17 protein-coding genes and 1 riboswitch are annotated in these 14,515 nt (G+C 62.2%); of the genes, 9 read left to right on the forward strand and 8 right to left on the reverse strand.

Annotation, left to right across the window (positions count from 1 at the left end; translation table 11 throughout):
- Positions 1 to 34: 34 nt before the first annotated feature.
- The 3 genes from gcvP to gcvT are packed head-to-tail and all read right to left on the reverse strand — an operon-like array spanning position 35 to position 4,421.
- The gene (gcvP, locus tag AF337_RS30550) at positions 35 to 2,899 is read right to left on the reverse strand and encodes an aminomethyl-transferring glycine dehydrogenase (protein ID WP_049735095.1); all 2,865 of its coding nucleotides are present in this window, start codon (positions 2,897 to 2,899) and stop codon (positions 35 to 37) included.
- Complete coding sequence (gene gcvH, locus AF337_RS30555) at positions 2,899 to 3,261, reverse strand: glycine cleavage system protein GcvH (protein WP_049735096.1); 363 nt, start codon at positions 3,259 to 3,261, stop codon at positions 2,899 to 2,901. The genes gcvP and gcvH overlap by 1 nt, the downstream gene beginning before the upstream one ends.
- A 23-nt stretch (positions 3,262 to 3,284) precedes the next feature.
- Positions 3,285 to 4,421, reverse strand: coding sequence for a glycine cleavage system aminomethyltransferase GcvT (gcvT, locus tag AF337_RS30560; protein WP_049735097.1), 1,137 nt, complete (start codon positions 4,419 to 4,421; stop codon positions 3,285 to 3,287).
- Between the two features lie 158 nt (positions 4,422 to 4,579).
- Positions 4,580 to 4,673: riboswitch (glycine riboswitch) on the reverse strand.
- 158 nt (positions 4,674 to 4,831) lie between these two features.
- Between gcvT and AF337_RS30565 the strand changes: the two genes are divergently transcribed.
- On the forward strand, positions 4,832 to 5,212 hold the full coding sequence (locus AF337_RS30565) for a hypothetical protein (protein ID WP_049735098.1): 381 nt from the start codon (positions 4,832 to 4,834) through the stop codon (positions 5,210 to 5,212).
- Positions 5,213 to 5,284: 72 nt separating this feature from the next.
- Positions 5,285 to 6,310 carry a copper chaperone PCu(A)C domain-containing protein gene (locus tag AF337_RS30570; RefSeq protein ID WP_049735099.1) on the forward strand — a complete coding sequence of 342 codons (1,026 nt, stop codon included), beginning with the start codon at positions 5,285 to 5,287 and terminating at the stop codon, positions 6,308 to 6,310.
- A 74-nt stretch (positions 6,311 to 6,384) separates the two neighbouring features.
- Here AF337_RS30570 and AF337_RS30575 read toward each other — a convergent pair whose 3' ends face one another.
- Positions 6,385 to 6,651: a hypothetical protein gene (locus AF337_RS30575; RefSeq protein WP_049735100.1), complete on the reverse strand. Its 267-nt coding sequence runs from the start codon at positions 6,649 to 6,651 to the stop codon at positions 6,385 to 6,387.
- Between the two features lie 121 nt (positions 6,652 to 6,772).
- Between AF337_RS30575 and crcB the strand changes: the two genes are divergently transcribed.
- The 7 genes from crcB to AF337_RS30610 all read left to right on the forward strand — a co-directional run bounded on the left by crcB (position 6,773) and on the right by AF337_RS30610 (position 12,425).
- Positions 6,773 to 7,150 (forward strand): fluoride efflux transporter CrcB, encoded by a 378-nt coding sequence (gene crcB, locus AF337_RS30580; protein WP_049735101.1) that lies wholly within the window; start codon positions 6,773 to 6,775, stop codon positions 7,148 to 7,150.
- Positions 7,151 to 7,244: 94 nt separating this feature from the next.
- Positions 7,245 to 8,234, forward strand: coding sequence for an RluA family pseudouridine synthase (locus tag AF337_RS30585; protein ID WP_049735102.1), 990 nt, complete (start codon positions 7,245 to 7,247; stop codon positions 8,232 to 8,234).
- Positions 8,231 to 8,884: an HAD-IA family hydrolase gene (locus tag AF337_RS30590; RefSeq protein ID WP_049735103.1), complete on the forward strand. Its 654-nt coding sequence runs from the start codon at positions 8,231 to 8,233 to the stop codon at positions 8,882 to 8,884. Before AF337_RS30585 ends, AF337_RS30590 begins: the two co-directional genes overlap by 4 nt.
- 9 nt (positions 8,885 to 8,893) lie before the next feature.
- Positions 8,894 to 9,679 (forward strand): ATP12 family chaperone protein, encoded by a 786-nt coding sequence (locus AF337_RS30595; RefSeq protein ID WP_049735104.1) that lies wholly within the window; start codon positions 8,894 to 8,896, stop codon positions 9,677 to 9,679.
- Positions 9,680 to 9,746: 67 nt separating this feature from the next.
- Positions 9,747 to 10,205, forward strand: coding sequence for a calponin homology domain-containing protein (locus tag AF337_RS30600; protein WP_049735105.1), 459 nt, complete (start codon positions 9,747 to 9,749; stop codon positions 10,203 to 10,205).
- A 156-nt stretch (positions 10,206 to 10,361) separates the two neighbouring features.
- On the forward strand, positions 10,362 to 11,894 hold the full coding sequence (locus AF337_RS30605; RefSeq protein WP_049735106.1) for an acyl-CoA carboxylase subunit beta: 1,533 nt from the start codon (positions 10,362 to 10,364) through the stop codon (positions 11,892 to 11,894).
- Positions 11,895 to 12,032: 138 nt separating this feature from the next.
- Positions 12,033 to 12,425 carry a DoxX family protein gene (locus tag AF337_RS30610; protein ID WP_049735107.1) on the forward strand — a complete coding sequence of 131 codons (393 nt, stop codon included), beginning with the start codon at positions 12,033 to 12,035 and terminating at the stop codon, positions 12,423 to 12,425.
- 146 nt (positions 12,426 to 12,571) lie between these two features.
- Here the strand turns inward: AF337_RS30610 and sugE are convergent, their stop codons facing one another.
- The 4 genes from sugE to AF337_RS30630 form a co-directional block, all read right to left on the reverse strand.
- On the reverse strand, positions 12,572 to 12,886 hold the full coding sequence (sugE, locus tag AF337_RS30615) for a quaternary ammonium compound efflux SMR transporter SugE (RefSeq protein ID WP_049735108.1): 315 nt from the start codon (positions 12,884 to 12,886) through the stop codon (positions 12,572 to 12,574).
- Between the two features lie 154 nt (positions 12,887 to 13,040).
- On the reverse strand, positions 13,041 to 13,508 hold the full coding sequence (locus AF337_RS30620; RefSeq protein WP_049735109.1) for a YaiI/YqxD family protein: 468 nt from the start codon (positions 13,506 to 13,508) through the stop codon (positions 13,041 to 13,043).
- Entirely contained in the window at positions 13,505 to 13,990 is a 486-nt protein-coding gene (locus AF337_RS30625; protein ID WP_049735110.1) for a GNAT family N-acetyltransferase, read from the reverse strand. Before AF337_RS30625 ends, AF337_RS30620 begins: the two co-directional genes overlap by 4 nt.
- A 139-nt stretch (positions 13,991 to 14,129) precedes the next feature.
- A complete protein-coding gene (locus AF337_RS30630; RefSeq protein WP_049735111.1) occupies positions 14,130 to 14,450 on the reverse strand; it encodes a hypothetical protein in 321 nt (106 codons plus the stop codon).
- Between the last annotated feature and the right edge of the window lie 65 nt (positions 14,451 to 14,515).

The following is a 14,515-nucleotide window of genomic DNA, read 5'->3' on the forward strand; positions in this document are numbered from 1 at the left end:
ATACTGGGTGCGAACCGGACAGCGGGCGGCGCCGTTACTCCGCCGCCTCGGCATAACTTTCCACAGGCGGGCAGGTGCAGATCAGGTTGCGGTCGCCGTAGACATTGTCGACGCGATTGACCGGGGACCAGTATTTGTCGACGCGGAAGGCGCCGGGCGGGAAGCAGGCCTGTTCGCGCGAATAGGGACGATCCCATTCGCCGACGAGGTCTTCCACCGTGTGCGGAGCGTTCTTCAGCGGGTTGTTGACCTTGTCCATGCTGCCGTTTTCGATGGCGCGGGCTTCCTCGCGGATCGCCAGCATCGCTTCACAGAAGCGGTCGAGTTCGGCCTTGGTCTCAGACTCGGTCGGCTCGATCATCAGCGTGCCGGCCACCGGCCAGCTCATTGTGGGCGCATGGAAGCCGCAGTCGATCAGTCGCTTGGCGACGTCGTCGACGGTGACGCCTGCGCTGTCGACCAACGGGCGGGTGTCGATGATGCATTCATGTGCGACGCGGCCGGTCTTCGACTTGTAGAGCACGTCATAGGCGCCCTTCAGCCGGGTGGCGATATAGTTGGCGTTGAGGATCGCCACCTTGGTCGCCTGCGTCAGGCCTTCGCCGCCCATCATCAGGCAGTAGCTCCACGAGATCGGCAGGATCGAGGCGGAGCCGAAGGCTGCGGCCGAAACCGCGCCGGGACGGCCGTCGGTCTCGGGATGGCCGGGCAGGTGGGGCGCCAGATGCGCCTTGACGCCGATCGGTCCCATGCCGGGACCGCCGCCGCCATGCGGGATGCAGAAGGTCTTATGCAGGTTGAGGTGGGACACGTCGGAGCCGATGTCACCGGGGCGGGACAGGCCGACCATGGCGTTCATATTGGCGCCGTCGAGATAGACCTGGCCGCCATTGGCGTGCACGAGATCGCAGATTTCCTTGACGGTCTCCTCGAAGACGCCGTGCGTCGAGGGGTAGGTGATCATGCAGCAGGAGAGGTTTGCCGCATGTTCCTCGGCCTTGGCGCGGAAATCGTCGAGATCGATATCGCCGTTCTCGCGCACCTTGACGACCACCACCTTCATGCCGACCATCTGGGCCGAGGCCGGATTGGTGCCATGCGCCGAGGTCGGGATCAGGCAGACGTCCCGATGACCCTCGCCATTGGCGATATGAAAGTTGCGGATCGTCAGCAGGCCGGCATATTCGCCTTGCGCACCGGAATTCGGCTGCATGGAAAAGGCGTCGTAGCCGGTGACGGCGCAGAGCTTTTCGATCAGGTCGTCGATCATCTCGCGGTAGCCGAGCGCCTGGTCTGATGGCACGAAGGGATGGATGTCGGAAAATTCCGGCCAGGTGATCGGCAACATTTCCGCCGTCGCATTGAGCTTCATCGTGCAGGAGCCGAGCGGGATCATCGAGCGGTCGAGCGCCAGATCGCGGTCGGAGAGCCGGCGGATGTAACGCGTCATCTCGCTTTCGGCGCGGTTCATGTGGAAGATCGGATGGCTGAGGTAATCGCTGGTCCGAAGCAGGCCCTTCGGCAGCCGGTAGGACGGCTCGAAATCGGCGATGGTGAAATTGCCGCCAAAGGCGCGCCAGACGGCTTCGAGTGTTGCCGGCCGCGTGCGCTCGTCGAGGCTCATGCCGATCTTCGTCTCGCCGACCTTTCGCAGATTGACGCCTTCGGCGACGGCGGCGCGCAGGATGAGCCCCTGCATGTGGCCGACATCGACGGTGATGGTGTCGAAGAAGCTTTCGGGTTCAACCTTATAGCCGAGCTTTTCCAGGCCCTTGGCCATCAGCACGGCTTTCTGATGCACCTGCTGGGCGATCGCCTTGATGCCATCAGGACCGTGGAAGACCGCATACATCGAGGCCATCACGGCGAGCAGCACCTGGGCGGTGCAGATGTTCGACGTCGCTTTCTCGCGGCGGATATGCTGCTCGCGGGTCTGCAGCGACAGGCGATAGGCGCGGTTGCCGCGGGCATCGACGGAAACGCCGACAAGGCGACCGGGCATCGAGCGCTTGACGGCATCCTTGACCGCCATATAGGCCGCATGCGGGCCGCCATAGCCGACGGGAACGCCGAAGCGCTGCGAGGAGCCGACGGCGATATCGGCGCCCATTTCGCCCGGCGACTTCAGAAGCGTCAGAGAAAGAATATCGGCGGCAACGACGGCGATCGCGCCCGTCTGGTGCAGGCGGGAGATTAGGCCGGTATAGTCATGCACATGACCGTGCGTGCCGGGATACTGGAAGATCGCCCCGAAGACGTCGACCGGATCGAGATCGGTGAAGGGATTGCCGACGATGACCTGCCAGCCGAGCGGCTCGGCGCGGGTGCGGATCAGGGCAATGGTCTGCGGATGGCAGTCGGCGTCGACGAAGAAGGCCTTTGCCTTCGACTTGGAGACCCGCTCGGCCATCGCCATGGCTTCGGCGGCGGCGGTCGCCTCGTCGAGCAGCGAGGCGTTGGCGACATCGAGGCCGGTGAGATCGCAGACCATGGTCTGGTAGTTGAGCAGCGCTTCCAGGCGGCCCTGGCTGATCTCCGGCTGGTAGGGCGTATAGGCCGTATACCAGGCGGGGTTCTCCAGGATGTTGCGCTGGATGACGGGGGGCGTGATCGTGCCGTAGTAACCCTGGCCGATCAGCGAGACCAGCACCTTGTTCTTGTTGGCGGTGTCGCGCAGCTTGTCGAGCGCCTCGCGCTCGGTCATCGGCGCGCCCCAGACGAGCGGCGCCCTCTGGCGAATGGCGGGCGGCAGCGTCGCGTCGATCAGCCCGTCGAGGCTGTTATAGCCGATCACCTTCAGCATGTCGGTCATCTCGGCCGGCGACGGGCCGATGTGACGGCGATTGGCAAAATCGTAAGGCTGATAGTCGGTGAACTGGAATTCGGTCGGCGTCGTCATTACGCGGTGAGCTCCTTATAGGCGGCCTCGTCGAGCAGGCCGTCGGCATCCGCGGGATTGGCAAGCTTCAGCTTGAAGAACCAGCCCGACCCTTGAGGATCGGAGTTGACCAGCGACGGATCCGCGACGATGGCCGGATTGACCTCGGTGATCTCGCCGTCAAGCGGACAATAGACGTCGGACGCCGCCTTGACGGATTCGACGGTCGCGGCATTGCCGTTCCTGGAGAAGGTCGCGCCGACTTCCGGCAGTTCGACGAAAACCAGGTCGCCGAGTTGATCGACGGCATAGTTGGTGATGCCAACCGTCGCAACGCCGCCTTCGATCTGCAGCCATTCGTGTTCTTCGGTAAATTTCAGCATTGTTCGTCCTCTCTGGAAAAGATTTAGCGTTTGTAGGTCGGTGTGACGAAGGGCAGGGCGCTGACGGTGATCGGCAGATGTTTGCCGCGCACCTCGGCATAGACGAGCGTGCCGGCCGCAGCATGGGAGATCGGCACATAGCCCATGGCGACGGGGCCTTCGACGCTGGGGCCGAAGCCGCCCGAGGTGACTTCGCCGATTTCAACCTTGCCCTCGGCATCGGCATAGAGCTTGGCATGGCCGCGCACCGGCGCCTTTCCCTCAGGCTTCAGGCCGACGCGGCGGCGGGCGGCGCCGTTTTCGAGTTCGGAAAGGATGCGGCCGGAGCCCGGGAAGCCGCCGGCGCGGGCGCCGCCCGTGCGCCGCGCCTTCTGCATCGCCCATTCCAGCGCCGCCTCGACCGGCGAGGTGGTGGTGTCGATATCGTTGCCGTAGAGGCAGAGACCGGCTTCCAGGCGCAGCGAATCGCGGGCGCCGAGGCCGATTGCCTGGACATCGGGATGCTCGAGCAACCGCATGGTGACATCCACGGCCTTATCAGCCGGGATCGAGATTTCGAAACCGTCCTCGCCGCTATAGCCGGAACGCGAGACAAGACAGGAAACATCGTGCAGCCGGCAGTGGCGCACATCCATGAATTTCATCGCCGCAACATCGGCCCAGAGCTCGGCGAGAACCTCGACGGCACGCGGTCCCTGCAGCGCGATCAGTGCGCGGTTGAGAAGGGTGATGTCGCACGTGTCGCCGATATGGGCCTGCAGATGGGCGAGGTCGGCCTCCTTGCAGGAGGCGTTGACGACGACGAAAAGATGGTCGTCGAGATGGGTGATCATCAGATCGTCGAGGATGCAGCCGCTGTCGTCGGTGAAGAAGCCATAGCGCTGGCGGCCTTCGGCAAGGCCCAGGATATCGACCGGCACCAGGCTTTCGAGCGCCAGAGCGGCATCCTCGTAGCTGCCGGATTTCGCCTTCACGATGACCTGGCCCATATGGGAGACATCGAAGACGCCGGCTTCGGTGCGAGTATGAAGGTGCTCCTTCATCACGCCTGCCGGATATTGCACCGGCATGTCGTAACCCGCAAACGGCACCATTCGGGCACCGAGCTGGAGATGCAGGGCATGCAGCGGGGTTTTCTTCAGGGTAGCAGTATCGTCCAAAAGACGCCTCCGGGGTTTGCGCCTTCTTCACGAAGGCGCGGGCTCAAATCTGAAGGCGCGGCTGCGCACTTCTCTCCTGAGCCCCCTCTGTCCTTGACGCCTGAGATTGTTATCCCTTCGGCGAGCGTTTCGAGAACGCTTCTCTCCAGAGTTCCGTCTGCCCCTTGCTGGTCCTTTGGCCTGAGAGTTTCCGGGGCGGTTGCTCCTTCGGCACCGGTGGTGACAAGCACCGGATTCTCCCAACAAGGTTGGCGCAATTATCCGGCGGCAGCGGCACTTGGCAAGCGGCAAATGTCGTCGGCGAGCAAATTTTTGTCGTCTTATTCCGATCAGGCCTTGAACTGCGGCAAATCTGCTTTTGCATTCGGGGACGAAACCGGCTATCGCGGCTTGCTGTTGAAGGGGATCTCATGCGGCGGACCGGATTGAAAGCGACGCTCTTCCTGCGCATGCTTTGCGCCTTGAGCTTGGCTTTGCTCGGCCTTGCCCATCAGCCGCCACAGGCTGTTGCCGCCGCAGGTTACGATGCGAGCGCCTATGTGCTGCCCGACGGCACCTTCGCCTCGCTTTGCGTCACGGTGAAGGACGCCGACGGCAAGAGCGTCGTCTTCAAGCCGAATTGCGAAGCCTGCCGGCTGTCGGCCTCTATCGTTCTGTCAACGCCCGATGCGGGCGCTTGGCTCCAAGGCAAGTTTGCCTCGCTCGTCAACTCGCCGGTCGAAACGTCGGCCGTTGCCGGCGCCTCTGCCGTCAGCCGGCCGAACTCCCGCGCGCCGCCCATCCTCGCCTGATCTGCCTTCGCACCGATGATGCAGCATGCCGGTCCGCCAGAGAGAAGTTTGCGGCCGGCGAGGAGATATCCGATGAAGATTAGCAAGACATATGGCAAGACGTTCGCGCTTGCCGCCCTTCTTTCCGCGACCGCCATTGCCGGCGCCGAGGCGCATGTGACCTTCCTGGACAAGGAGGCGACTGCAGAGGCCACTATTCTCGCCACGCTGCAGCTGCCGCATGGTTGCGACGGCAAGGCGACCACTGAGGTGCGGGTCAAGCTGCCGGAAGGTTTCGTCTTCGCCAAGCCGCAGCCGAAGGCCGGCTGGGAGCTCGAGGTGATCAAGGGCGACTACCAGAAGAGCTACGACAATCACGGCGACAAGGTGAAGACGGGCGCGGTCGAGATCCGCTGGAAGAACGGCAATCTCTCCGACGATTTCTACGACACCTTCGTCATCCAGGGTAAGGTATCGGGCGTCGAGGCCGGCACCTCGCTCGCCTTTCCGGTGACGCAGATATGCGGCGACACGGTCGAGGCCTGGGATCAGGTGGCGAAGGAGGGCGGTGACGCGCATGGAATGAAAAGCCCGGCGCCGCTGTTGAAGGTCGTTGCCGGCGAAGACCATGGTCACGATCATGACGATATGGCCGGCATGGACATGACCGGTAAAACCGGCATGGACATGTCCGGTATGAGCGGCATGGGGACTGCGGCGCCGGCCGGCGAAGCGGTCAAGGCCGGCGATCTCGAAGTCTCCGGCGGGTTCGCCAAGGCGATGCTGCCCGGCCAACCGGTCGGCGGCGGCTTCCTCACGGTGAAGAACAACGGCCAGACGGATGACCGCCTGGTGTCGGTGACATCGCCCGCAGCAGGCGAGGTTCAGATCCACGAGATGGTGACGAAGGACAATGTCATGCGGATGCGCCAGCTGAAGGAAGGTATCGCCATTGCCGCCGGCCAGACGCTCAAGCTCGAGCCCGGCAACCTGCATCTGATGTTCCAGAAGGTGAAGACGCCGTTCAAGCAGGGCGATACGGTGCCGGTGACGCTGACTTTCGAAAAGGCCGGGAAGGTCGAGCTGGTGCTGCAGGTGCTGTCGGCGCAGGGCAAATAAGCGCGTTCCGATCGAAACAGCAAAGCCCGCGGCTGTGATCGCAGCCGCGGGCTTTCATTTGGAAGGCGGTCGCCTCAGACGTCTTCGTAGGATTGCAGTGCCTGCCTGAGGCCGGCCTGTGGCTGGCGGTTGCCTTTGGCCATCAGGTCGAGCGCCACTTCCGTAGACTGGATAATGTTGGAGGGCTCCTCGACCTGATCGGGGCTATCGGCCTTTAATTGCCGGTCAGCAATGCGGCGGGCATCGCGGGCGGCGGTGCTTGTCGCGACGCGCTGGGGAATCCGCAGCGATTCGAAGGCAACGGCAGCGGTGTTGGCCGATATGGATAGGAGCTGGGTCATAGTGTCACGGTATCGGCATGATCTTGGCGCCATCATAAGAAAATCATTGGCATTTTACCGGATGGTAAGAATTCATTCCGTGACGATTGGAATCCTAGCGGAGTTGCGATAAATCCGGCTGATGATCCAGGCTCTCCTCGTCGCCGTCGGCGGCGCCATCGGTTCCCTTCTCAGATATTATGTCAGCCAGTGGTCTCTGCGGCTCATGGGCCCGGCCTTTCCCTGGGGCACGCTTGCCGTCAATATCGTCGGCTGTTTCGTCATCGGCGTCTTCGCCGAGCTGATCGCGCGCCGGTTCAACGCGTCGGTGGAATTGCGCCTGTTGCTGATCACCGGCTTTCTCGGCGGCTTCACCACCTTCTCGGCCTTCTCGCTGGATGCGATCTCGCTGTTCGAGCGCGGGGAGGCGGTGGCCGGCGGCGTCTACATCGTTGCCAGCGTCGGGCTTTCGATGGCAGCCGTCATGGCGGGCCTCGCCGTCATGCGCACTTGGGCCTGATTTCTTTTCCGGTTTCCGTTTTGCGTGAAAATGCTCTAAAGGCTGCGGCAAGAACGCCGGCTTGGCCCGTGCTGCAATTTCCGAAAGATTTTTTATGGCTGGCATAGAACATATCAAGGTTGAAGCCGACGAAGCGGGCATGCGGCTCGATCGCTGGTTCAAGGTGCATTTTCCCGGGCTCGGCTTCGGCCCGCTGCAGAAGCTCCTGCGCTCCGGCCAGGTGCGCGTCGACGGCGGCCGGGTCAAATCGGATGCGCGGGTGCAGCCCGGCCAGACGGTCCGGGTGCCGCCGCTGGATGTCGATGCGAAGAAGTCCGGGCCGATCGCCGGTAAGGATCTCAAGCATTCGTCGGATTTCGAGCTCCTGTCGCGCATGGTGCTGCATGAGGACGATAAGGTGATCGTGCTCAACAAGCCGCCCGGTATCGCGGTGCAGGGCGGCTCCGGTGTGGCCCGGCATATCGACCAGATGCTTGAGGCCTGGACCAGCCCGAAGGGCGAAAAGCCGCGGCTCGTTCACCGCCTCGACCGCGACACATCAGGTGTTCTGGTCATCGCCCGCACCCGCGGCGCCGCACAGAAGCTGACGGCCGCCTTCCGCGAGCGCGACACCAAGAAGACCTATTGGGCGCTGGTCAAGGGCGTGCCGCGCAAGCACGAGGACAAGATCTCGACCTGGCTCGTCAAGGAAGCGACAGCCGATGGCGACCGCATGCGCATCGCCAGACATGGCGAGGACGGCGCTGACCATGCGATTTCCTTCTACCGCGTGGTGGAGACGGCGGCTCAGAACCTCGCATGGCTTGAGATGGAGCCTTATACCGGCCGTACCCATCAGCTGCGTGTCCATGCCCTGCATATCGGTCACCCGATCATCGGCGACCCGAAATATTTCGACGACGATCCGAATTGGGATTTTCCGGGCGGCGTCCAGAAGAAGCTGCATCTGCACGCCCGCCACATCGACATCCCGCATCCATCGGGCGGCCGCCTGCGCGTCAGCGCGCCGCTGCCGCCGCATATGGTGCAGACCTGGAACCTGCTCGGCCTCGACCTTGCCGGCGCCGAAAGGGATAGCGAATGAAACTCGCTCTTTTCGATTGCGACGGCACGCTGGTCGACAGCGCCGGCCTGATCCACGAAACCATGCGCCGCACCTTTGGGAAATTCGGCAAGCCGGAACCGCGATTTGAGGACACCAAGGCGATTATCGGCCTGTCGCTCGATATCGCGATCGCCCGCATGCAGGGCAGGCCGCATGTCGAGCAGGAAGATATCGAGATGACGGCGCATTACAAATCGCTGTTCTCGGTCGTGCGCCAGGATCTCGACTACCGGGAGCCGCTGTTTCCCGGCATTCGCGAGATGATCGACGTGATTACCGGGCGCGAGGATCTGCTGATCGGTGCGGTGACGGGCAAATCCAGACGCGGGCTGAACCTGGTGATGGAGACGCACGGCTTCGACCGCTATTTCACCGTGGCGCGCACCGCTGACGATTGCCCTTCCAAGCCGCATCCGGCCATGGTGACGGAATGCTGCGACGAAACCGGAATGAATGCCGCGGATGCCATTGTCATCGGCGATGCGATTTACGATATGCAGATGGCTAAGGCTGCCGGCGCCAAGGCGATCGGCGTTGCCTGGGGCTATGCCAGCGTGGATGAGCTGATCGCCAACGGCGCCGATGCGATCGCCTATCATCCAAACGAAATATTGCGCCACTTTTCCTGAGGTAATGCCATGCGCGATCTGCTGAACGATCTTTCCGAAGGCCTGAGCCATCCCGATCCGATCCGCCGGGCGCAGATCCAGATGAAGAAGCCGCTGCCGAAGCGGTTTTACACCGATGTCGCCATTGCCGGGCACGAGGGTGGTTTTGCGATCACGCTCGACGGCAAAATGGTGCGCACGCCGGCACGGGTGATTCTCGCGGTTCCCACGCAGGCGCTGGCGCGGCTTGTCGCCGCCGAATGGCAGGCGCAGGGTGAGGAGATCGATCCCATGACGATGCCCATGACGCGGCTCGTCAACACCGCGCTCGACGGCATTACCGGCAACACGCAGGCGATCCTTGAAGATATCCTGCGCTTTTCCTCAAGCGATCTTATCTGCTACCGCGCCGATGGGCCGGAACTGCTGGTCGAGCGCCAGGCCGAGCACTGGGATCCGGTCATCGACTGGGCGGCGAACGATCTCGGCGCCCGCTTCATCCTCATCGAAGGCGTGATGCCGCGTGAGCAGCCGCGCGAGGCGACCGCCGCCTTCGCCGTCACGCTCGCCAGATATGATAACCCGATCGCGCTCGCAGCACTCCACACCGTCACCACGCTCACTGGTTCGGCGATCCTGGCGCTCGCCTTCGCCTGCGGCCGGGTGACGATGGAGGAAGCGTGGTCGCTTGCCCATCTCGACGAGGACTGGACGATCGAGCATTGGGGCAGCGACGAGGAAGCCGAGGAGCGGCGGGCCAAGCGCTTTGCCGACTTCAAGGCGGCGACGGACGTTTTTTTAGCCCTAAGCGCCTGAAACATATTGCCTTCCCCGCCATTATGACGAAATCTGCGACTCCAACGGGGTCGTGCGGGATTTTGCAATGAATTGGCTGAGGTCGTGTTTTTGCCGGGCCGCACTCGTCTGTGTCGCGCTTACGGCCTGCGTCAGCCTCACGGGCACGAAGCCGGCATCGCCGGTTTATGATGTGCGCAGCGCCGTCGTCGTCTCCGGCCCGAACATGCCGGCCGAGCTGCTTTCCGGCATCAACGACCGCGTCAACGCCGCGATCAATGCCACGGTGCGCGACACCGTGCTGCCGCGGGTGGTGCTGACGATCCGCGTCGTCGCCATCGAGAAGGGTCTCGGCTTCCAGAAGGACCGCAACATCGCCAAGGTCAGTATCGACGCAGCCTCGGTCGAGGACGGCTCGGTCATCGCCGTCAGCGCTTTCGACGTGACCAGCATCGCCGCCGATCCCAAGCTTGCCGACGAGATTTTGGCCGAGGACGTCGCAGCAAGAATACGCTCGGTTTTCTCGCTCAGCGGGCGTGGGCACTAAAGCATGATGCCGAAAAGTGTCAGCGGTTTTCGGGTGACATCACGCTCTAACTAATTAATTTAGAACAGGATTTAAGCCGACTGGCTTGAAATCATCCTGTTCTAAAGCATGTCGCGGCGATAACGACATGCTAGAAATAAAGGCGAGGGAGATCGCATGAAGGAAATTCTCGAAGAACTGGAACGGCGCCGCGGCGTCGCCCGCCTCGGCGGCGGCAAGGCGCGCATCGACGCCCAGCACAAGCGCGGCAAGCTGACGGCGCGCGAGCGCATCGACCTTTTCCTCGACGAAGGCTCCTTCGAGGAGTTCGACATGTTCGTCGAACATCGCTCCACCGATTTCGGCATGGACAAGAGCCGTGTTGCCGGCGACGGTGTCGTCACCGGCTGGGGCACGGTCAACGGCCGCACGGTATTCGTCTTCGCCAAGGATTTCACCGTCTTCGGCGGCTCGCTTTCGGAAGCGCATGCCGAGAAGATCATGAAGGTGCAGGACATGGCGCTGAAGAACCGCGCGCCGATCGTCGGCATCTACGATGCCGGCGGCGCCCGCATCCAGGAGGGCGTGGCGGCGCTTGGCGGTTACGCCGAAGTGTTCCAGCGCAATGTGCTCGCTTCCGGCGTCATCCCGCAGATCTCGGTGATCATGGGTCCCTGCGCCGGCGGCGACGTCTATTCGCCGGCCATGACCGATTTCATCTTTATGGTGCGCGATACCTCCTACATGTTCGTCACCGGACCGGATGTGGTGAAAACCGTCACCAACGAGACGGTGACGGCGGAAGAACTCGGCGGCGCCGTGGTCCACACGACCCGCTCTTCGATTGCCGACGGTGCCTATGAGAATGATGTGGAAACGCTGCTGCAGGTGCGCCGGCTGATCGATTTCCTGCCGCTTTCGAATACCGCGCCGCTGCCCGAGATCGAATGTTACCAGTCGGTGACAGAAGTCGACATGTCGCTCGATACGCTGGTGCCGGCCAGCGCCAACAAGCCATACGATATCAAGGAGTTGATCCGGAAGGTGGCGGACGAGGGGGATTTCTTCGAAATCCAGGCAAGCTTTGCCGGCAATATCGTCTGCGGCTTCGGCCGCGTCGAAGGCTCCACCGTCGGTTTCGTCGCCAACCAGCCGATGGTGCTGGCCGGCGTGCTCGACAGCGACGCCTCGCGCAAGGCGGCGCGCTTCGTGCGCTTCTGCGACTGCTTCAGCATTCCGATCGTCACCTTCGTCGACGTACCGGGCTTCCTGCCGGGCACGGCGCAGGAATATGGCGGGCTGATCAAGCACGGCGCCAAGCTGCTCTTTGCCTATGCCGAAGCGACGGTGCCGAAGCTCACCGTCATCACCCGCAAGGCCTTCGGCGGCGCTTATGACGTGATGGCGTCGAAGCATCTGCGCGGTGATCTCAACTATGCCTGGCCGACGGCGCAGATCGCCGTGATGGGGGCCAAGGGCGCGGTCGAGATCATCTTCCGCAAGGATATCGCCGATCCGGAAAAGATCGCTGCCCATACGAAAATGTACGAGGACCGGTTCCTCTCGCCCTTCGTCGCCGCCGAGCGCGGTTATGTCGATGAGGTGATCATGCCGCATTCGACGCGGCGGCGGCTGGCGCGGGGGCTGAAGATGCTGCGCAACAAGGACCTCGCCAATCCGTGGAAGAAACACGACAACATTCCGCTCTGATATTCGAAAATGAATAAAGCTGCCGGCTCGGCTGTTTGCCTGCTGTCGAAAAAGTGAACGGCCGTCAGTGATCCGTGTGTTCAATCCCTGTCGGTGACGAGCTAACGCTCGCCAGTATTCTTTTAATGGAGAGGTTTTATGTCAACTTTCGAGCGTCTTGCTGCCTATCGCCCCTATGGGCTGGCCGCTCTCAGAATCATCACTGCGCTGCTGTTCATCGAACACGGCACGATGAAGCTTTTCGGCTTCCCGGCGTCGCAGATGTCCGGCTCGCTGCCGCCGCTGATGCTTTTCGCGGCTGTTCTCGAGCTTGTCGGCGGCATCCTCATTCTCATCGGCCTGCTGACGCGCCCCGTCGCCTTCCTGCTCGCCGGCGAAATGGCGGTTGCCTATTTCATGGCGCATGCTCCGAGCAGCTTCTTCCCCGCCGTCAACCAGGGCGATGCCGCGATCCTGTTCTGCTTCGTCTTCCTCTACCTGTTCTTCTCCGGTCCCGGCGCGTTTGCCGTCGACAATCGTAAGGCAGCCTGAGCCGAGAGCGGTTCAACTTTTCATGGAAGCGTAGAACCGCTCTAACCTTCTGTCTTGACGCAATTCCGGACGGAAAACCGCTTCGCACTTTTCCTGGAATTTGCTCTAGCTGCGGGGCGTTGCGATGCCCCGCAGCATTTCCTTCGTCAGGCAGTGAGCTTGAGACCGGCGATGCCGCCGACGATCAGCATGATGCAGGCAAGACGGGAGACACTTGCCTCATCGCCAAGCAGCCAGATGCCGAGGAGCACGGTGCCAACCGTGCCGATGCCGGTCCAGACCGCATAGGCGGTGCCGATCGGCAGGTGCTTCACCGCCAGGCCGAGCAGCACGATGCTCACCACCATTGAAATGACGGTCAATGCGGTCGGCAGCGGCCGTGTGAAACCATCGGTGTATTTAAGGCCAATCGCCCAGCCGCATTCGAAAAGACCGGCGAGAAAAAGCAGAAACCAGGGCATACGACTCTCCTTCAAGAGCGAGGCCGTCCCCGCGACGGTTGCATCCTCAGGACGCCGCAGTCGTCTGCGATCGTGTCTATATGCGCGAGAGAACGGCTGTGTTCAAGGTGGGAATCCGCATGGCCGCTATGCCACCCGTTTCATGCCGGGCGGATCAGGGCTGCCCGCCAGCCTCCGCGGAAAGGCTCTTGGCGCGGCGGCAGAGGCGGTCGAAGGTTTCCAGGAAACGCGAACGGTCTTTCGGGCTGAAGGCGGCGTTGTAGCCCTTGCTCTCACCGGTTTCGCGCAAATGCGCGCCGAGATCGCGCATGGCGCTCGCCATGCCGATATTGGTCTCGTCGAAGACGCGGCCCGTGGGGCCGCTGACGAAGGCGCCGGTGGCGACACAGCGCACGGCGAGCGGCACGTCGGCGGTGACGACGACGTCGCCCGGACCGGCGTGCTCGGCGATCCAGTTGTCGGCGGCGTCGAAGGCGTTGGAGACGATGACGTTATGGATCATCGGATCGCGCGATGGGCGCAGGCCGGAATTGGCGACGAAGGTGACTTCGAGGCCGAGTCGTTCGGCGACCTTCAGCACTTCCGGCTTTACCGGGCAGGCATCGGCATCGACGTAGATCATGACAATATACTCGCCGGCCGAATTGACACTTGGCGGACCATATCGAGATGGGGAATGCCGTCTTCCAGATATTCCCCGGATGCCGCGCTGAAACCGAAGGATTCGTAGAAGCGCTGCAGATGAGCCTGCGCCGACAAGGCGATGGGGCTTGCCGGATAAAGCCGCCCGCAAGCAGAGATCGCTTCGCTCATCAATGCATCGCCCAGCCGCCTGCCGCGATGGGCCGGCGAGACGACGACGCGGCCGATCTTTGACGGATCCTGCAGCCCGCGCGGCTTCAGGATTCGCGCCGAAGCCAGGAGTTCGCCGTTCTCCAGCAGCCGTAGATGCAGGGCATCGATATCCTTGCCGTCGAGTTCGGGATAGGCACAGTTCTGCTCGACGACGAAGACATCGACACGCATCTTGAGCAGGTCGTAGAGCTCCCGCGGGGAGAGCTCGTGGAGGCCCTTGAGGTCGGCCGTGTAGGGAATCGAAGCCATTGATAAAACCACGCCAGGAATGCTCCCGCCGGAATGCGGGAGCTGTTAGGGTTTCCGTATATGTACGACAGAACGGCTGACTTCAAGAAAGGAAATGGTTGCTGCCGGATGCGGCCGGTTGCCTGCAGACCGGCTCGTCCTAGCGCAGGTATTGATTAAAGTTCAGGCCGTAGGCATAGGGATTTTGTCCTGGAGGCTGCTGTGGCTCGGTCGAGTAAACATACACTCGTCCAGATGCTTCAAATCCTACGTCCCGGCCAATCGTCACAACCATATCAGTGGCCTGTTCGCTGTCGATCGCCCAAGCCTGCATGGAGAAAAAAGCTGCTGAGCCGGCCGTCGTGCCGAAATCGACATTGGATGTGACGACCTCTCCGTCTGCAATGACGGCAAAATGACGGAAAGCCGTTTTCAGCTTTCCGTATCGCAACTTCAATCTCCAATTCTTCAGGAAATCCATGTGTGGTCAGTAGACCACCACGCCGCGGATGCTTTCACCCTTGTGCATCATGTCGAAGCCCTTGT

It is taken from the genome of Rhizobium ecuadorense (genome assembly GCF_001187535.1).
GTDB classification, from domain to species: Bacteria; Pseudomonadota; Alphaproteobacteria; order Rhizobiales; family Rhizobiaceae; genus Rhizobium; species Rhizobium ecuadorense.